The organism is Pseudomonas sp. QLc11A (assembly GCF_052112305.1).
Taxonomy (GTDB): Bacteria; Pseudomonadota; Gammaproteobacteria; order Pseudomonadales; family Pseudomonadaceae; genus Aquipseudomonas; species Aquipseudomonas laurylsulfatiphila.
Genome location: NZ_JAVAJJ010000010.1, coordinates 86,464 through 105,582, shown reverse-complemented (window position 1 = coordinate 105,582; position 19,119 = coordinate 86,464). Strand labels below are relative to the sequence as shown.

Genomic DNA, 19,119 nt, shown 5'->3' with positions numbered 1-19,119 from the left:
GCAAGCTCGCTCCCACATTGATTTGCGGTGCGTTTCAGGCTTGTGAATCAAACCCTCGCCGCCCCTGCAAGCCGCCGGTGTGGATGAAGATCAGTCGCGTACCTTGGGCGAATCGGCCCGCTTCGACTTGCTGCTTGAGTGCCAGCAGTGCCTTGCCGGTGTACAGCGGTTCGAAGGGAATGCCGCTGGCCTGCCCGGTCTTTTCGATGAACTCAAGCAGCAGCGGATCGACCTTGGCGAAGCCACCGCGACTGGCCTCAAACAGTTCATACACCGGATCTGACACGCCCGCTTGCCCCACGATCATCTCGACCTGCAGCGCCACGCCATGATCTTCAGGCACCGCCAACGCCCCGAAAACCGGATGATCACCAGCTTCTGCCAGTACCAGCCCCGCGAGGGTCGTGCCGGTTCCGCAGGCCACCCACCAACCGTCGTAATCACTCCAGCCTAATCCAGCCAGTTGCGCACAAACCTGCGCCCGCAACTGCATGCACCCTCGTGCGCCGGGTAATCCGCCGCCACCTTCAGGCACCGGATGCAATGTCGGATACTGCGTTTGCCATGGCTGCCAAAAACCGGCCTCGTGTCGCGCCCGATAGCCGCCGTAACCCAGCCAGTGCAACTGCATGCCAAATGCCTGCAAATCCCTCACGGTCGGTGTTTCCTGAGGATGCCCGCGCAACAAGCCGACGGTGGAAAAGCCGAAACGCTGGCCCGCCGCCGCCAACGCGTGGAGGTGGTTGGAGTGCGCGCCACCGAGACTGATGATGCCTTCGGCCCCCGCGTGGTCGGCGGCCTTCAGGTGTTCGATGAGCTTGAACCATTTGTTGCCGCTGATCAGCGGATCGATCTGGTCCAGACGCAGGATCGCCACCTCGATGCCGGCGTGGGTGAGCCAGTCGAGATCAAGGCGTTCGAGGGGGGCCTGGGGTAGCCAGGTATCGGGAGGGAGAAGCATTGACGCCTGATCCGAGTAGGGAACAGGCATCTTAACAGCCTTGAGGACGCCTTCGCGGGCAAGTCGAATCGTCGCACCGCCGCTCCCACAGTGGATTTGTGTCGCTCACAAAACTCATGAACAACGCAATAACTGTGGGAGCGAGCTTGCTCGCGATGGCCATTGGCACGCTGAACCTGCTATTACAACTCCGCCGCCAGACGCGACCCCTGATTGATCGCCCGCTTGGCATCCAGCTCTGCCGCGACGTCCGCGCCACCGATCAGGTGCACGCTCTGCCCCGCCTCCACCAGGCTTTCATGCAATTCACGCAGCGGGTCCTGCCCGGCGCAAATCACGATGTTGTCCACTGGCAGCACCTGCGGCTCGCCGGTTTCGCCGATGCGGATATGCAGGCCTTGGTCGTCGATCTTCAGGTATTCAACGCTGTTGAGCATCTGTACCTGTTTGTTCTTCAGACCCGTGCGATGGATCCAGCCGGTGGTCTTGCCCAGGCCGTCGCCGACCTTGGACTTCTTGCGTTGCAGCAGGAACACCTCGCGAGCCGGCGCATGGGGCGCGGCCTTGATACCAGCGACACCACCGCGTGCCTCAAGGTGCGTATCGATGCCCCACTCCTTCCAGAACGCGGCGCGGTCCTGACTGGTAGCGACACCTTCATGAACGAGGAACTCGGAGACGTCGAAGCCAATACCGCCAGCACCAATCACCGCAACACGCTTGCCGACCGGTTTGCGCTCCAGGATCACATCCAGGTAGCTCAGCACCTTGGCGTTTTCCACGCCAGGAATCGCCGGCACGCGCGGCGCAATGCCGGTGGCCAGGATGATCTCGTCGTAGCCGCCCTCGACCAGCTGTGCCACGTCGACGCGGGTGTTCAGGCACACCTCGACGTTGGTGGTCTGCAGCTTGCGGTTGAAGTAGCGAATGGTCTCAAAGAACTCTTCCTTGCCCGGAACGCGCTTGGCGATGTTGAACTGACCGCCGATTTCGCTGGCCGAATCGAACAGCGTCACCTGATGGCCACGCTCAGCCGCCACGGTCGCGGCGGACAAACCGGCAGGCCCGGCACCGACCACGGCGATTTTCTTCAGTTGCTGCACGGGCAGGTAATTGAGTTCGGTTTCGTGGCAGGCACGCGGGTTGACCAGGCAACTGGTCAGCTTGCCGCCGAAGGTGTGATCGAGGCAGGCCTGGTTGCAGCCGATGCAGGTGTTGATTTCATCGGCGCGACCTTCAGCGGCCTTGTTGACGAAATCCGGGTCGGCGAGGAATGGCCGCGCCATGGACACCATGTCGGCATCGCCCTCGGCGAGAATCTGCTCGGCGACTTCCGGCGTGTTGATGCGATTGGTGGTGATCAGCGGAATATTCACCGAACCCCGCAGCTTGGCCGTGACCTTGCTGAACGCCGCACGCGGCACTTTGGTGGCGATGGTCGGGATCCGCGCTTCGTGCCAGCCGATACCGGTGTTGATGATGGTCGCGCCGGCCTGCTCGATGGCCTTGGCCAGTTGAACGATCTCTTCCCAGGTGCTGCCGCCTTCGACCAGGTCGAGCATCGACAGCCGGAAAATGATGATGAAATTCGGGCCGACCGCTTCACGCACGCGGCGAACGATTTCCACCGGCAGGCGCATGCGGTTTTCATAGCTGCCACCCCAGCGGTCGGTACGGTGGTTGGTGTGGGCGGCGAGGAACTGGTTAATGAAATAACCTTCGGAGCCCATGATTTCCACACCGTCGTACTCGGCGGTTTGCGCCAGTACCGAGCAGGTGACGAAATCGCTGATCTGCTTCTCGATGCCTTCCTCGTCCAACTCCTTGGGCTTGAACGGGTTGATCGGCGCTTGAATGGCGCTGGGTGCAACCTGTTTCGGGCTGTAGGCATAACGGCCGGCGTGGAGGATCTGCATGCAGATTTTACCGCCTGCATCATGAACGGCACGGGTGACGATACGGTGCTTGAGCGCCTCTTCTTCGGTCGTCAGCTTGGCCGCACCGGAATACACGCCACCTTCATCGTTCGGGCCGATACCGCCGGTAACCATCAGGCCGACACCGCCACGGGCACGTTCGGCAAAGTACGCCGCCATGCGTTCGAAACCACCCGGTTTCTCCTCAAGGCCCGTGTGCATCGAACCCATCAGGGTGCGATTGCGCAGCGTGGTGAAACCCAGGTCCAGCGGAGCCAACAGGTGCGGGTATTGAGCGGCGGTCATCGGTAACTCCACATCGATCGATCACGGAAAGTGCAGGAGCTCTGTGGCCCCCGTCAGTCATGTTCGACAGACTAAGAGTCGCGACGCCGTCGCTCAATGACCGTAACTGACAACTTAATGATCGAAATGTGCAGCAACAGGGGGTGACCGGGAGTGGCCACCCCTCATAAGGTCAATTACCCGTAAATACCGGCTTGCGTTTTTCGAAAAAGGCGCGAGCACCTTCAGCCTGATCCTTGCTCGCCGCGCAGTGCAGGAAAGCCTTGCGCTCTTCACGCAGTCCTTCGTCCAGCGTCCTCTCGTCGGCGCCTACGATACAGCGCAGCACACCGTCCACGGCCAGCGGTGCCTTCTCAGCCAGTTCCTGCGCCAGCGCCATCGCTGCTGCCTTGAGTTCGGCGACTGGATGAACGGAACGCACCAGCCCCATGCGCAAGGCCTCGTGACCGTCAATCCTGCGGGCACGCAACACCATATCGAGCGCGTTGTCACGACCAATGCAGCGAGTCAGGCGCACCGAACCGCCCCATGCCGGCACGGTTCCCAGATCCATCTCGGGCAGACCTATCTGAGTGCCAGTATCGGCGGCGAGACGGAAATGGCAGGCCAGGGGCAATTCGAGCCCGCCGCCCAGGCAGTAGCCGAACAGGGTGGCAACCGACGGCTTGCCCAGGGACTCGATGCGCGCCAGAACGCGTAGGCGCTGGTCGAGCACGGTGTCCCAACCACCGCGGGCTGGAACCTCGCGCATCGCCTCCTTGAGGTCCATGCCAACGGAGAAATTGGCCTCGCCTTCACCCGTGAAAAGCAGGGCACGTACACTTGAATCGGTGGCGGCCTCTTCAACCGCCGCTTCCAGAGCGTCGATACAGGCGAAGCTCATCCGGTTTATCGGTGCATCATTGATGCTGATGGACATAACGGCGCCGTGACGCGTGATCAACAAGGGTTTTTCGTTGGACATGATGGGTGATTCCTTTTTGTAAGGGGCGCGTACGGCGATCGCAAAGTTGTCGGCCGTCAAAAAATGCGCAAATGTTTTCGTCGCAGCGAAGCGTGTCAGGCCACTTCAGGAGGCTGTTCCGGTTCCGGGAAAATATGACCGCCTTCCATGGCCCATGAAGCGGGAATGTCGACCACTGCCACCACCACAGCATTCGCATCGGCCCCGGTGACTGCCATGTAAACGTCGGTGATTGCGCGCAGGATGGCGTGGCGCGTCGCTTGTGGTCGTCCTGCACGTATCTGGCCGCGAATTATCGCGGGGGTCGCGACTTGGCCGGCGGTGAATGCGCTTCCCGCTTCAAGCTCCTTGAACAGCACGTGCACATAGCTGGCCGGCGCACCCGTCTCCCTGGTGTGAATGGATGTGATGGACTCAGCCAGCGATTGGCGTTGACGCTCGCTGAGCGTTCCTTTGACGGTCTGGCATTCATAGAGGGGCATGGAAAACTCCTTTGAAGACGTTATGCAACAGTCAGGTACACAGGGCTTCAGCCCTTCAACTTGATGATCAGTTCGATCAGCTTGTTGGGCTTGAGCGGTCCTTTGTCGTAGGGCGGCAGCATCATCCTGGTGGCCGCGAAGAAGCCCTGACGATAGACGGGGCGCATTTTGGAAAAGGTCTGAAAGCCTTCGTAACCGTGGTAATGGCCCATACCGCTGGCGCCGACGCCGCCGAAGGGCATGTCGTGCTGAGACACGTGCAGCAGCGCGGTGTTGATGCATACGCCGCCCGACATGATGTGGGTCACGTAGTAGTCCTGCAGGGCGCGGTCCCTGGTGAAGGGATACAGCGCCAGGGGCCTGTCGTGCTTGTTGGCATAACCAGCCACTTCTTCGCGAGTGGTATAGGTCTTGACCGGCAGCAGCGGGCCGAAGATCTCGCGCTGCATGATGACCATGTCGTCGCTGACGTTGAATACCAGGGTCAGCGGGAACTTGCGCAGGGTCTTGTCCGGCGTCTGGTCGGGGAAAAGATTGACCACGCGCGCGCCCTTGGCCACAGCGTCATCCAGCGTGGCCTGCATGCGGTCATAGGCGCGCTGGTCGATCATGGACGTGTAATCGGCATGATTGATATCGGGGTAGCGCTCGGCTATTACCCGCTGGGCTTCGCGTTCGAAGTCCGCCTCGGAGCCGGCGGGAATGAAGACATAGTCGACGTTGGTGCAGATCTGGCCCGCGTTGAAGGCCTTGCTCCACATGATGCGATCGACGGCCAGGGTCATCGGGAAATCCGGCGCGACCACGGCGGGTGATTTTCCGCCCAACTCCAGCGTCACCGGGGTCAGGTTGCGCGCAGCATTCGCCATCACGGCGCGGCCGGTCTGACCCGAACCCGTGAAGAAGAGATGGTCGAAGGAGATCGAGGAAAACGCCGGGCCCACCGAGCCATTGGCGCCGCTGTCTTCGAAGAACTGAAGCTGTTGCGGCGGGAAGTATTTCGGTGTGATGGACATCAGAAGACGCGTCAGATTGTTCGAGTTTTCCGACATCTTGACCATCGCCCGGTTGCCGGCGGCGAAGATGGCGGTGAGTGGCCCGAACGACAGCAGCAGCGGAAAGTTCCAGGGTACGATCACGCCGACCACGCCCAGCGGCTGGGGAATGACACGGTTGCTGGAGGTGGGGTAGACCATCAGATCGATGTGACGCTTCTGCGGTTTCATCCACTTCTTCAGGTGCTTGATGGTGGACTTGATATCTCCCAGCACGACGAAAAACTCGGCGAACAGCGTCTCGAAGGTGGAGCGGTTGCCGTAATCCTGGTTGATCGCTTCGATCAGTGCCTGGCGGTTGTCTTTCAGCATCCGCGCCAACTTCTTGAGGTCTTCCACGCGCTGGGCATAGCTGCGCTCGGGCGTGGCGAGGTAGGCGGCGCGTTGGTGCTCGAAGCAGGATTGCATGGCGGGGGGAACGATGGGCTGGGCAATATTCAGGGCACTCATGCCGAGTTCCTTGTGTAGTGATTGAAAGGCGGCAAATGGGTTTGGCTACGCTTGTCGCGCAGCCGCCCCCCTTCTATTGCAAAGGATTCAATGCATCCGGTGTGGCGCTCACGCGTCCTTGAAGTTCGGCGCTCGTTTTTCCAGGAAGGCTGCAGCGCCTTCCTTGAAGTCTTCTGCACCGGTCAACCGGGCGACTTCACTTAGCAGTGTTGCAAGCGCCGCCTCGGGGCCTTTTTCACGGGCCAGGCGCACCGACGCAAGCGCTGCTTTAACCCCGGACGGTGAGTTCTGCGCAATCAGCCGTGCGAATTCGAAAGCGCGCGTCATCAGCTGGCTCTGCGGTACGACTTCTTGCACCAGCCCCATCCGGCAAGCGGACTGAGCATCGAACTCTTCTGCTGTCAGGATGTAGCGAAGCGCGTTACCGAGACCGATTTTTGCCGGCAAGAACACTGTGGCCCCCCCGAACGGGAACAACCCGACTGCCACCTCGCGTTGAATGAACGTGACATCTTGCGCGGCGATAACAATGTCCGCCGCTGCCGCCAGCTCCACCCCCAGGTTCATGCACTTGCCCTGAATGGCGAGTACCACCGGTTTGCTCCGACGGCGAACGGCCGGGTCTATTTCGAGCATATCCACCAACGATGGATCGCCGATACGCAACTCTCCCCGCGCGGCGAGAGGCGCAGTGCTGACGATGTCCATGCCCGAAGTGAAGACCAGGCCATTGGCATGCAACACCGCACAACGCAGGCTTGGATCGTCTTCGTAGATCGCCATGGCCTTGGCCAGGCCGATGAACATGTCGCGGTCGAAGGCATTCATCTTGCGCGGACGGTCCAGGCAGATCGACAGCACATTACCGTGGCGTGTGATAACCACCCGATCTTCAAGACGGTCGCCGGACGCGACATGGGTTTCGCGTTTTTCGCGCTCGCGCAGTACCAGGATCCGCCGCAGGATTTTCCCTGCCGGGTTCTTCGGAATGGCGTCGATGAACTCGATGTCGCGCAGTTTCTTGTAGGGGGTTACACGCTGTGCGACGAAGTCGATCAGTTCGGCTTCGGTCACAGGTGAGCGCAGCACAACGAAGGCTTTGGGCACCTCACCGGATTCGGTGTCAGGGCTGGGCACGACGCCGGCATCGGCCACCGCAGGGTGCATCAACAACACACTTTCGAGTTCGACCGGGCTGATCTGGAAGCCCTTGAACTTGATGAACTCTTTGGCGCGGTCGATGATTCGCAGATTGCCGTGCTCATCGATCCGGCCTACATCTCCGGTTCGGAGCCAGCCCTGCGCATCGATCGTTTCGGCGGTTGCCGCCGGATTGTTGAAGTAGCCGAGCATCACGTTGGGACCGCGTATCAGCAGCTCGCCATCGGCACCTGGCGCCACGTCCTGGCTGCCGCCGATTTCCACGACCCGCACCTCAATGCCATGCATTACCCGGCCGACCGAACCTTCGGCCTCTTTCGGCATGCCTGGCTCGGAAACAGCGCCGGTGGTGGTGGATTCGGTAAGGCCCCAGCCGTTGAGCACCGGTACTTTCAATCGATCGGCGGCGCTCTTCAGCAGGTCGGCACTGATGGGTGAGGCACCGGAGATGGCCAGGCGCAGGCTCGACAGGTCGAAGTGATCGACCAAAGGATGCTTGGCAAACTGCAACACAACGGGAGCAACGACCGGAGCGACAGTGATTTTGTAGTCCTGAATCACGCGCAAAGTCACTTCCAGGTCGAGAGCTGGCAATACGATCAAGCGCGCGCCCTGAGAAAGCGCCGAGCCTATGAAGCTGGTCTGTCCATAGATATGGAAGAACGGCAGCGCCGCCAGGATGGTGTCGGACCGGCGGAAAACCTGGGCGGCGGTCACCTGCTCGGTCGCCGCAACGTAGTTGCGATTGCTGAGCATCACCGCCTTGGGGAAGCCGCTGGTGCCACTGGAAAACATCAGGGCCAACAGGTCCTTTTGCAGATCACGGCAGCGCTCTTCGGCCAGAGGCTTGCCCACCAGCAACGAGGCAAACGGCGTGAGGCCCGCGGACTCACCCAGCACGAAAATTTCTTTGAGCTGCAATGTGGACAGGGTGTCACGTAGCCTTTCGAAGACTTGCGGGGTGACGATCACACGCGTGGCCCCCACCAGCTTGAGGAGTTCTCGCACGTCCTCTGGTGAGGACATGGGATTGAGTGTGGAGTACACGCCGCCGGCGAAGGCTATACCGTACAGAGCCACCGGGAACCAGACGCTGTTCGGCGCGATGATGGCGGTGACCTCCCCAGGCTCCAGACCGCGCTCTATCAGATTGCCGGCCAGTACACGCACATGCCGGGACAGTTCGGCATAGGTCAGTTGCTCACCGCTCAGCCCGTCGATCAGCGCCGGGTTGTCTGCGTAGCGTTGGATTCGCTCCAGGAATAGCCCGGCGAAGGACCCGACTGGCACTTCCAATGGCCTTTGCAACAGAAATGAATTCATGTTTTTACCCCGCTCGTGGTATTGGTCATGGCGTGTTCCGAGACGCATGAGTGCGCCTCGGATCATCGATCTCGTGAACAACAGTACGAGCGGGGTCGTGAGCTCGACAAACGACATTGGTTTTACTTGGATGACAAAATGTCACGCGAAAAGAAGATCCTCATCCCTGCGGAAAGCGTGCGACAACTGCCCGCGCTCAATGCTTTTGAAGCGGCTGCGCGGCTGGGCTCCTTTCAAGAGGCCGCGACGTTCCTGCACCTGACGCCTTCGGCAATCAGTCACCAGGTACGAAGGCTGGAAGGCGTATTGGGTGTGGCGCTTTTTGTTCGACGCAATCGGCAAATCGAATTGACCGAAAGCGGTCGCAAGCTGCAGCTGCACGTCAGCCGGGGGCTGGCCGAGATCTCTATCGGGCTTCAGGCGGTCAAGCAAGCCAGTGACACCAGCCCTTTACGCATCAGTGTGGCGCCCAGTTTCGCGGCGACCTACCTGAGTGCGGGCATGGCGCAGTTCGAGCATGAGAACCCGGATATCACCGTGCATATGGAATTTTCATCCAGAGTGGCCGATCTGGAAGCCCGCGAGCTGGACATCGCCATTCGCCACACCACGCAAACCCGATTCAACGTATTTTCGGAAAAGCTGGCGGATGTATCCGGTGCGCCTGTCTGTGCACCGCAAATAGCGGCAAGACTTGTTGCCGGGGAGCGTATCGAGAGTATCCCTCGCATTACGCTAGCCCAGGCACCTGGCGTCTGGACGCTTTGGAATCAAGCCGCCGGACGCATGGATATCCCGCCACAGCGTGAGCTGCTTTTTGAAAGCCTGAGTGATGGCCTGCAGGCGGCCATTGACGGTCACGGATTGATGATGGCTCCGCTGGGGCTTATCGAAAAGCACCTGAAGAATGGCCAATTGGTCCTGCCTTTCAAGGAGAAGCTGGAGCGAGTGTCGGCTTACCGCTTGCTGTGTCTCAATGGCAATGAGATGTCTCCCAAAGTCTTGCGGCTGCGGCGCTGGCTGAAGGCTGTGATTCGCAACAGCGGCCATTTCGCCGACGGTCTCGATGTCGCCAGCCATCAGGTCCCGCGCGAAGATCGATAACCTTTCATTCGAACAACTGACGGCGCCTGGCTCCCGGCGACATGGAAAACCAGCGCTGGCAAGCGCGATTGAACACGCTCTGTTCGCTATAGCCGAGCAGACCGGCAACCTGGGACATCGGCATGTGCCGCTCCGCCAGATAGTGATCGGCACGGTCACGCCGCAGGCTCTCGACCATTTCATCGAAGCTTCGCCCCTGCTCGGCCAGCCTTCGCTGCAACATACGCACGTGCATGCCCAGTTGCTCGGCAATCAATGGCAAACGGCAACGCTGTATCGGCATCATGCGCAACACCAGGCGCTCGACCTGACTGACAACATCCGACGTCGCTTGCAAGTCGAACTGCTGGAAATACTGCTCCAGTGCGCGATGCAGGTAGGGAGCCTGCTGTTCAATCCGCTGATTGAGTTGTTCGTCACGAAGTACCAGGGCGTTGCAGGATTGACCGGTGCACACCGCGGTTTTGAAATAGCGCCGGTACCGTGCTTGAGCCACTGAGTGATTGGCGGAAAACAGAACCGCCTGGGCAACGAATTTGTCGCCATACAGTAACTTCATACCGTTATGCGCCACCCCCATTGCCAACTCCACCATTTGCCGTCGCGGGGTCGGTCCGGACAGGCGGATGTCGATCAACAGGCGCGGCGCGTGGTTCTCGCTGAGGTCCAGATCAAGCTGGATGCCCGGGCTGTGGTAGCCGATAAAACGGATGATTTGCTCCAACGCCTCCCCTGCCGTTGCGCACGTTCGAGCGATGACCGCAATCGGCCCCAAGACATGCAAGTCCTGGTACTCGGCCATGCGCAGGCCAAAATCAGGGCAATCGAGCTCTCGTGCGGCAAACTCCAGCAACCCTACCAGCGAACGCAACGGTACCCGTGCTTCCTCGTCCATCAGCACGTCCGGATGGATGCGGAAGCGCTCGAGCATGAGGTCGGCTTGCCCGCCAAGCTGGCTTGCCACCTCACGGAATCCGGTCAACGAGCTTGTTCTGATCAATGTAGTCATGTCGTCAAAGATCAAATAATTGGCATGAGAGGTCAATAATTTTCTAACGCCTTCAGCCAACAATCGGTCCCAGGTACCTTTGTTGCTTCCTGGTGAAGCAGCCCCTGTTCGCTCGCTCGGGATCATTGTGTGATGGAATTCGACTACGTAATCATTGGTGCCGGTTCAGCCGGCTGTGTCCTGGCCAACCGCTTGAGTGCAAATCCCGATATCACGGTATGTTTGCTGGAGGCCGGTCCGGAAGACCGCTCGCCATTGATCCATGCCCCGGTGGGCGTCGCGGCGATCCTGCCGAGCCGACACGTCAATTGGGCATTTCACACAGTACCGCAGCCCGGCTTGAACGGACGTCGCGGCTACCAGCCACGCGGCAAGGTACTGGGCGGAAGCAGTTCGATCAACGGCATGGTGTATATCCGTGGCCACCATAGTGACTTCGACGATTGGCAGGCGCTGGGCAATCCCGGCTGGTCGTTCGCCGAGGTACTGCCGTACTTTCGCAAGAGTGAAATGAGTCACCGCGGCGCATGCGACTACCACGGGGCGCAAGGCGAACTCTATGTCGGCAGGAACCCGATGCATCCCGTCACGCAAGCTTTCATCGAGGCGGGGCAGATGGCCGGACACCGCCACAATCCCGACTTCAATGGCGTCGACCAGGAAGGCGTTGGCCAGTTCGATGTGACGATCCGCGACGGTCGGCGCTGGAGCACGGCCACCGCGTTCCTCAAACCGGTTCGACACATCCGCAAGAACCTCACGGTGCTGACGTCGGCCGCTGCCGAACGCATTGTGCTCGAAGGCAAAAAAGCCGTCGGTGTCGAGCTGCGCCTCAAGGGCAATCGCCAGACCATCAAAGCACGCCGGGAAGTCCTGCTCAGTGCCGGTTGTTTCGGCAGCCCACAATTGCTGATGCTCTCGGGGATTGGCCCGCAAGAGGAACTCAAGCCCCAAGGCATCACGGTGCAGCACGAACTGCCCGGTGTCGGGCAAAACCTGCAGGACCATCCGGATGTCGTGCTCAGCTACAGGAGCCAGGATACGTCATTGATGGGTGTCTCACTGCGCGGCAGTGTGAAAATGGGCAAGGCCTTGATCGACTATGCCCGTCATCGGCGCGGCCCTTTTGTGAGCAACTTCGCCGAAGGTGGCGGCTTCCTGAAAACCGATGCCAAACTTGCACGCCCGGATATCCAGCTACATTCGGTGATCGCGATGATCGACGACCACAACCGCAAGCTGCACTGGGGTCACGGCTTCAGTTGCCACGTCTGCGTGTTACGGCCCAAGAGCACCGGCAGCGTCGGCTTGCAATCAAACGACCCGAGCGCCCCACCGCGCATCGACCCGAACATTCTCGGGCATGACGAAGATGTCGAGACCCTGCTCACGGGCTACCGCATGACCCGGAACATCATTCAACAAGCGCCGATGGCGCGTTATGGCTTGAAGGATATGTTCAGCGAGGGCTTGTATGGCGATGAACAGCTGATCGAACTGTTGCGTCAGCGTACCGACACCATTTATCACCCGGTCGGTACCTGCAAGATGGGCAACGACGAGCATGCGGTGGTGGACAGCCAATTGCGCGTGCATGGCATCGAGGGGCTGCGGGTGGTGGATGCCTCGATCATGCCGACGCTGGTGGGTGGCAACACCAACGCCGCTTCAATCATGATCGCCGAACGCGCGGCGCACTGGGTGTCCACGAGTGGGTGATCCTGCTGTCGAATCGACCTTCGGCGTTGCTGCGGGAGGTCAGCGGTTTCGGTACACACTTTCCGAACAGCGCGCAGTGGTTTGAGGTGATTTGTTCCTGATCAGCTAAGGTAACTTGGTCAACCACCCATTTGGGCAGATCATCCATGAACGCCTACTTCACCCTGTTCTTCGGCATGTTCACTACCCTGCTGGCAATCATCAATCCACTGGAAGCCATCCCGGTGTTCCTGGGTCTGTTGCAAGGTAAAGATGCCGCCGAACAGCGTCGGGTGGCGCGCAAGGCCTGCCTTTACGCGCTGCTGTTGATGTTTTTCTTTTTGATCTTCGGCAACCTGCTGCTGCGTTTGTTTGAAGTTCCGCTGAGTATGATTCGGGTGGTCGGCGGGGTGATCCTGATGCGGATCGGGTTCGAGCTTTTTGCGCCCTCCCCCGACAGCAGCCTGATTCCAAGCGGTGGCAAAGGCGACGAGGACGTATCTTTCATCCCCATGGCCATGCCGATCATGTTCGGTCCCGGGGCCATTGCCACGGTGATTGGCCTGACCAGCACCATCAAGGACTCCGACCGCGCGGTACTGTCCTTCGCCGTCGTGGCGCTGGCGATCTGCGCCACCATGCTGGTCACTTACCTCTCTTTGGCCTACGCCAACAACATCCTCAAGAAGATTGGCCCGCAAGGCATCGATGCCGCGACCCGAATCGTCGGCTTCTTCGTTTCGGCGATGGGCGTGGGGCTGATCTTTCACGGGACGGTGGAGTTTCTGCAGTCGTATGGGGTGCTACTCAACGGTGTAGCGAAGTAGGACTGCAAAGCTCTCATGCAAAAAAACGGGCGCCTGTTTGGGCGCCCTTTTTTATGGCAGCTCACCAGCCACGGCGTCAATCGTGTCCGTTATGACCGTTCTGCTTCATGGCTTTGAGGATTCCGTCCAGGTTGTAGGTTTCAGGTGCCTGCATGGGCGGGAAGTCCTTGTACGACATCAGCTCCTTCTCCCAGAGCAATTGTCCGATCGGCAGCATGTTCCAGTTGTAGATATAGGCGTTACCCGGTGAGCCCAAGGCACCGCCATAGCCCGTGATGGACTTCGCATCGGCACCGACCGTTGTTTCAAAAGGGTCGCGCTTGAGGTTGAGCAGTTGGGTCCAGTGGAAAGTGGTCGCGCCATACAACCCGCCCGTCGCGGTATCCGGCACCATGGTGTAGTACATCTTCCAGTTCTTGTAGCGCACCGCCGAAGGTTGCGAGCCGGTGTAGTAGAAGAAGGTGTCGCGCGCCGACTTGTCGGACTTGCCGGTCAGGTAGTCGGTCTGATCCACACCATCGAGCTTGGTCTTGACGATGCCGGGGTAATTGCCCGCCATGATCTGCTCGTTCAGCTCAGTGCCCTTCTTGCCGCCAGCGATACTGACCAGTGTCGGCACCCAGTCGAGCGAGGCAAAGATGTCGGTCAGGACCGTGCCTGGCTTGATCACCCCGGGCCAGCGGATGACCAGCGGAGCGCGCATGCCACCCTCCCAGGTGGTCAACTTGCCGCCTTTGAACGGGGTTGTACCGCCGTCCGGGAAGGTAATGGTTTCCGCACCGTTGTCGGTGGTGAAGACGACAATGGTGTTGTCCAGTTGGCCCATGTCCTCGAGTTTCTTCAGGACATAACCGATGTTGTCGTCCAGTTGTTTCATGCCTGCTTCGTTGGTGCCCCAGTCTTTTCCGCCGGGCTCGCCGACCATGGCGTCATACTTGGGTGGCAGCACCGTGGTGATGTGCATGCGCGCCGGGTTGTACCAGACGAAGAAGGGCTTGTTGGTCTTCTTCGGATCGTTGCGGTCGAGGAAGTCGATGACCTTGGCAGAGATTTCTTCATCCACGGACTTCGAGCGTTCCAGCGTCAGCGGCCCTTCGTCCTTGCACGTGGTGTTCTTTTGCGTACCGTCGCTGGAGACGCAGGACATGACCGGACGAGGTGGCGTCAGGCAGGTACCTTCCCGCGGATCGATGGCGCCAGGCACGTCCGGCAGCCCGTTGATCGGCGTGGCCTTGCAGGGTGGGGCGATGCCCTGCACCTGCGGCGTCTTGTTGATGTCGACAAAGCTCACGCCCTGCATTGCATCGAGGTGATAGAGGTAACCCCAGAACTCCTGGAAGCCGTGGGAAGTCGGCAGTGCCTCAAAATTGTCACCCAGGTGGTTCTTGCCAAATTCGCCTGTGTTATAGCCTAGATCCAGCAGGAACTTGGACAGCGCAGGTGTGCCAGGACGCAGCCATGACGGGCTGCCGGGCAATTGCGGTGGGATCATGCCGGTTCGCAGCGGGTGCATCCCGGTAAAAAAAGCATTGCGCCCCGCCGTACAACTCTGCTCGGCGTAGTAGGTCATGAATTTCGCGCCTTCCTGGGCGATGCGATCGATATTCGGCGTTTCACCCACCGCCAGGCCCTGGTGATAGATGCTCGGCTGCATCCAGCCGATGTCATCGGCCATGATGAACATGATGTTGGGTTTCTTGTCGGCCGCTTGAGTCACTGTCGACAGGCTGGCGGTACCGGCAAGACTGCTTAACGCCAGTCCCGTCAGTACAAGTTTTCTCAGTTTCATTAACTTGATCCTCTTCCAGTTGATTCACATAACTACCCATCTCGGATACGTCGTGCTCTCATCTCTCAAGGCTCAAAAACTTCAACTGCCCCATCCTTAATGCTGACGGTCATCCGTCACGGGTGCGGCTTCCTTAAATATGTTGAGCTTTGACCGCAATGGTGTTTGGCTCCAGTCATTTGCATACCCAGAATTCAGCCCTACCACTAACCGGATGGTGAGTATAGACGCGCATTTACAAGGAGCCGGCCGCAAAGCCGCCCCTCAAAGGATCACATCATTTCATCGCTTTGCCTGCGCGACATCGCCGCAGAAAATATCGACGCTGCCATCTTCGGGTGATGTACGCACGACGATGGAATATTTTCCGGAAAGCAACTCTGACGTTGCGATCGGCGCATTACGGTAAAAGCTCCAACCATTGGCCCCGGCTTCATTTTTTGTATTGACCTTATCGTTCATTGCATAGGCGACAGGTCCGGGTTGCTGACAGCTGCCTTTGTTGATGAAGGTGTAAATGCGCGGCGGCAGGAGGGTTCCGGTCGGAACGCCAGTGATATAGAAATCAAAATTGGTTTGATTGCCTTCGGCTGTCAGGGTGGCGTTGCCCGTCTGGCCCGCATTGCGGTGGGTGGCCGCCAGAGGCAGATTCATTGAGTGGTTCGAAGCCGTGCTGCAACCGAAAAGACCTGCCATGAGTAGCGCGAGTGGAACGATGCGGGTATTCATAACAACCTCCAAAAGTGGAAGAAGTGCATGGGGGAACATTGGGTATAGCTCATTAATAAATGGGCTGTACCTCAATAAATCCGCATTGGAAAACTTCGCACCTGTCATCCGACGATCAGGCAAAAAAATAGAAGAAACGCTGGCAGTGTCATCTGTCCTTGCTTTCACGCCTCCATGATCTTGACCAACAGACTTTCGCGCTGGCAAACGTCGGCCTCCACTGCCCTCACTTCTTTCATGAACACCTCTACCGCGGGTGGCAGCGAGCGTTCCTTGAGGTAAATGAAGCCGTACCGGGTACGCAGTGCGAGGTCCTGAACGGGTAATGGCACGATTTCACCCGCCGACAATTCGCGCTCGAACGTCGACAGATTCCCCAGCGCCAAGGCGTTGCTGTTCTCGACGAACTTCACGATTTGCATGGGCACATCAATTTCGATGGCCGGTACGAAGTCTCCGGTCAGCGCATCATAGGCACCGGCGCAGCCCAGCGTTGCCGGAAGCAAGTGGGTCGCCAATCGCAAGGGAATGCGCGACGCCACCCAGGGGTAATCGAGTGTTTGTGCCAGCGTCAGGGAACGGTTTTGCGCCAGCAGCGGATGGTCCGGGCGACAGAACAGGCGGCCTTCATGTTCCCCCAACAGCTCGCAGGTGAGTTCTTCCCGGCCTTGCAACGTACTGATTTCAGCGATGCCCAGATCCACCACGCCGGTTGTGACCTGATGCGCCACCTCCCGCCACCCGGCCACATGGGCCGTCACCTTGATTTGCGGATGCCGGGCATGCATCCGCGCGATGCTGGCGTAGCCGCTGATGATACTGGGGTAAGGACCGAAAGCGACTTTCAGTGCGCCGATATCCCCGCCCGCGAGCAAGGCGATGTCACGGCGCAGATCCTGCTCCGCCACCAACAGGCGCTGACTTTTCTCCCGAAGCAAATGACCAAATGCAGTCAATACAACGCCGTCGGTGCGTCGATCGAACAACGTGACCCCGAGTTCGCGCTCCAGCAACTGGATGCTTTTGCTCAGCGCCGGCTGGGAAACACCCAGCGCCTTTGCCGCTCGGCCAAAGTGTGCGTGCTCGATCAATGCCAAAAACTGACGTAGGCGGTTCGGCGTCATTTCATAACCTTTATGTTATCGAAAGCCTTTAAAACGGAATTTTTAGGAATTAACTCAATATGCTATTCATGGTTCGACAGGTCAAGCCGAGAACGCAGAACACTCGCGTTGCCTTGACGCCCTTGGACACTTCATCTGGCGCAGGAACCTTTCATGTACAACAAGACCCTCCATCTGGCACTGGCGATCACACTTGGCGGTGGCATCAGCCCTTGCGTTTTCGCTGCCGATGCAAACGGCGCAGCTTCCGATCCGGCTCCATCGCAAAACGTGCACTTCGACAGCAAGGGCAAGGCGCCTTCGTCCTACACGGTCGACATGCAGAACACTGTGCGCAAGTCACTTCCCTTTGCAGACAAGCGCGACCTTGAAGAAGCGAAAAAAGGCTTCATCGCCGCACCGCCCTACAAGAAGATCATGGCCGACGCCGGGAACGTCGCGTGGAACATGGGGAGCTACAACTTCCTGAATGAAGGCAAGGATTACGACAGCATCAATCCGTCGCTGCAGCGTCAGGCGGTGCTCAATACGGCCTATGGCCTCTATGAAGTCGTTCCGGAAAAGATTTACCAGGTGCGCGGGTTTGACCTGGCCAATATCACATTCATCAAGGGCGACACCGGCTGGATTGTCTTCGATACGCTGCTGTCGAAGGAGACCGCCAGGGCCGCCCTGGACTTCATCAACGAAAAGCTGGGCAAGCGCCCGGTCGTGGCGGTGGTGATCTCCCACTCCCATGCCGATCATTTTGGCGGAATCCGCGGCGTGGTCGACGAGACCGATGTCCGCAGCGGCAAGATCCCGCTGATTGCGCCGCAAGGTTTCATGGAGCATGCCGTGGCTGAAAACGTCTACGCCGGCAACGCCATGAACCGGCGAGCGTTCTTGCAATATGGTTTGCTGTTGCCGCACAGCCCCTATGGTCATGTCGACATGGCCATTGGTAAAAACGCTTCCAGTGGCAACATGGGCCTGATCGAACCTAATCGTTTCATTACCAAAGATTTCGAGACCCTGACCATCGACGGTATCGAAATGGAGTTCCAGAGCACGCCCGGCACTGAAGCGCCCGCAGAGATGAACACCTGGTTCCCACAGTTCAAGGCGTTCTGGGCAGCCGAGAACATCACTGGCACCATCCATAACATCTATACCCTGCGCGGCGCCCTTGTCCGCGACCCGCTGGTCTGGTCGAAGAACATCAACAATGCCCTGTATCGCTACGGTCAAACGGCAGACGTCATGTTCGCCTCCCACAGTTGGCCACGCTGGGGCAATGAGCGGATTCAGGATGTGATGCGCGCGCAACGCGATGCCTATGCCAACCTGAACAACGCCGTGCTGCATGCCGCCAACCAGGGCGTCACCATCAACGAGATTCAAAACGTCTACAAATTGCCCGAAAGCCTGAAAAACAACTGGGCGACCCATAGCTACCACGGCTCGGAAGAACACAACAGTCGCGCCGTGATCAACCGCTACCTGGGTTACTGGGATGCCAATCCGGCGACGCTGATGCCCTTGTCTCCGAAGGATTCGGCACCCTTGTATGTGGAAATGATGGGAGGCGCCGACAAGATCATGGCCAAGGGCAAGTCCTTGTTCGATCAGGGCAAGTACCGCGAAGCCTATGAAATCCTCAACAAGCTGGTGTATGCCGAACCGCAGAACAGCAAGGCCAAGGACTTGCTCGCGGATGTCTATGAGCAAGTCGGTTATCAGAAGGAAAGTGCCGGCGTGCGCAATAGTTTCCTCTCGGCCGCGTATGAACTGCGCCATGGCATGCCCAAGGGCGTGCCGCCAAAAACGGGTGGTGCGGACATGATCCGCGGCATGAGCACCGAGTTATGGCTGGAGTACCTGGGCATTGCCCTGGATGGCAGCAAAGTCGCGAACCAGCACTTCATCTTCAACCTCAAGACACCCGATAACGGCGAGCAATTTGTTGTGGAGTTGAGCAACTCGACACTGACCAATATCAAGGGGCAGCAAGCCAGCAAACCCGACCTCACCATCACCCTTGACCGTGCTGACCTTGAAGGTGTGATGGCCAGGAAAACCAGCTTTGATCAACTTGTTGCAGCCGGCAAAGCCACTTTCGAGGGCGATCGTAAACCGTTCGAACTGTTGATGGCGGCGATCACCCCGTTTACCCCGACCTTTGAACTACTGCCAGGCACCCAACAGTAATCAACAAGGGCTGCGCTTCATCCTGCACCGG

General features: G+C 59.0%; 14 protein-coding genes. 4 read left to right on the top strand and 10 right to left on the bottom strand.

Annotation, left to right across the window (positions count from 1 at the left end):
- Nucleotides 1-34: 34 nt before the first annotated feature.
- From Q8X48_RS16160 to Q8X48_RS16135, 6 genes are all read right to left on the bottom strand, one after another.
- A complete protein-coding gene (locus Q8X48_RS16160; RefSeq protein WP_407801140.1) occupies nucleotides 35-961 on the bottom strand; it encodes a 1-aminocyclopropane-1-carboxylate deaminase/D-cysteine desulfhydrase in 927 nt (308 codons plus the stop codon).
- Between the two features lie 182 nt (nucleotides 962-1,143).
- The gene (locus Q8X48_RS16155) at nucleotides 1,144-3,183 is read right to left on the bottom strand and encodes an oxidoreductase (RefSeq protein WP_407801139.1); all 2,040 of its coding nucleotides are present in this window, start codon (nucleotides 3,181-3,183) and stop codon (nucleotides 1,144-1,146) included.
- Between the two features lie 172 nt (nucleotides 3,184-3,355).
- Nucleotides 3,356-4,147, bottom strand: coding sequence for an enoyl-CoA hydratase/isomerase family protein (locus Q8X48_RS16150; protein ID WP_407801138.1), 792 nt, complete (start codon nucleotides 4,145-4,147; stop codon nucleotides 3,356-3,358).
- 95 nt (nucleotides 4,148-4,242) lie between these two features.
- Complete coding sequence (locus Q8X48_RS16145; protein ID WP_095966585.1) at nucleotides 4,243-4,629, bottom strand: tautomerase family protein; 387 nt, start codon at nucleotides 4,627-4,629, stop codon at nucleotides 4,243-4,245.
- Between the two features lie 47 nt (nucleotides 4,630-4,676).
- On the bottom strand, nucleotides 4,677-6,134 hold the full coding sequence (locus Q8X48_RS16140) for a coniferyl aldehyde dehydrogenase (RefSeq protein WP_407801137.1): 1,458 nt from the start codon (nucleotides 6,132-6,134) through the stop codon (nucleotides 4,677-4,679).
- Between the two features lie 108 nt (nucleotides 6,135-6,242).
- Complete coding sequence (locus tag Q8X48_RS16135; RefSeq protein ID WP_407801136.1) at nucleotides 6,243-8,618, bottom strand: crotonase/enoyl-CoA hydratase family protein; 2,376 nt, start codon at nucleotides 8,616-8,618, stop codon at nucleotides 6,243-6,245.
- Between the two features lie 27 nt (nucleotides 8,619-8,645).
- Here Q8X48_RS16135 and Q8X48_RS16130 point away from each other — a divergent pair, with 27 nt between their 5' ends.
- Nucleotides 8,646-9,722, top strand: coding sequence for a LysR substrate-binding domain-containing protein (locus Q8X48_RS16130; protein ID WP_407801135.1), 1,077 nt, complete (start codon nucleotides 8,646-8,648; stop codon nucleotides 9,720-9,722).
- A 4-nt stretch (nucleotides 9,723-9,726) separates the two neighbouring features.
- On the opposite strand, the gene Q8X48_RS16125 is transcribed toward Q8X48_RS16130, so the two are convergent.
- Nucleotides 9,727-10,731 (bottom strand): AraC family transcriptional regulator, encoded by a 1,005-nt coding sequence (locus tag Q8X48_RS16125; protein ID WP_407802772.1) that lies wholly within the window; start codon nucleotides 10,729-10,731, stop codon nucleotides 9,727-9,729.
- 132 nt (nucleotides 10,732-10,863) lie between these two features.
- Between Q8X48_RS16125 and Q8X48_RS16120 the strand changes: the two genes are divergently transcribed.
- Entirely contained in the window at nucleotides 10,864-12,450 is a 1,587-nt protein-coding gene (locus tag Q8X48_RS16120; protein ID WP_407801133.1) for a GMC family oxidoreductase, read from the top strand.
- 146 nt (nucleotides 12,451-12,596) lie between these two features.
- Nucleotides 12,597-13,256, top strand: coding sequence for a MarC family protein (locus Q8X48_RS16115; RefSeq protein ID WP_015094324.1), 660 nt, complete (start codon nucleotides 12,597-12,599; stop codon nucleotides 13,254-13,256).
- 76 nt (nucleotides 13,257-13,332) lie between these two features.
- Here Q8X48_RS16115 and Q8X48_RS16110 read toward each other — a convergent pair whose 3' ends face one another.
- The 3 genes from Q8X48_RS16110 to Q8X48_RS16100 form a co-directional block, all read right to left on the bottom strand.
- Entirely contained in the window at nucleotides 13,333-15,045 is a 1,713-nt protein-coding gene (locus Q8X48_RS16110; RefSeq protein ID WP_407801132.1) for an arylsulfatase, read from the bottom strand.
- A gap of 282 nt (nucleotides 15,046-15,327) precedes the next feature.
- Nucleotides 15,328-15,774: a hypothetical protein gene (locus tag Q8X48_RS16105; protein ID WP_126050422.1), complete on the bottom strand. Its 447-nt coding sequence runs from the start codon at nucleotides 15,772-15,774 to the stop codon at nucleotides 15,328-15,330.
- A gap of 164 nt (nucleotides 15,775-15,938) precedes the next feature.
- A complete protein-coding gene (locus tag Q8X48_RS16100) occupies nucleotides 15,939-16,898 on the bottom strand; it encodes a LysR family transcriptional regulator (protein ID WP_407801131.1) in 960 nt (319 codons plus the stop codon).
- Nucleotides 16,899-17,051: 153 nt separating this feature from the next.
- Between Q8X48_RS16100 and Q8X48_RS16095 the strand changes: the two genes are divergently transcribed.
- Entirely contained in the window at nucleotides 17,052-19,088 is a 2,037-nt protein-coding gene (locus tag Q8X48_RS16095) for an alkyl/aryl-sulfatase (RefSeq protein ID WP_407801130.1), read from the top strand.
- Nucleotides 19,089-19,119 lie beyond the last annotated feature (31 nt).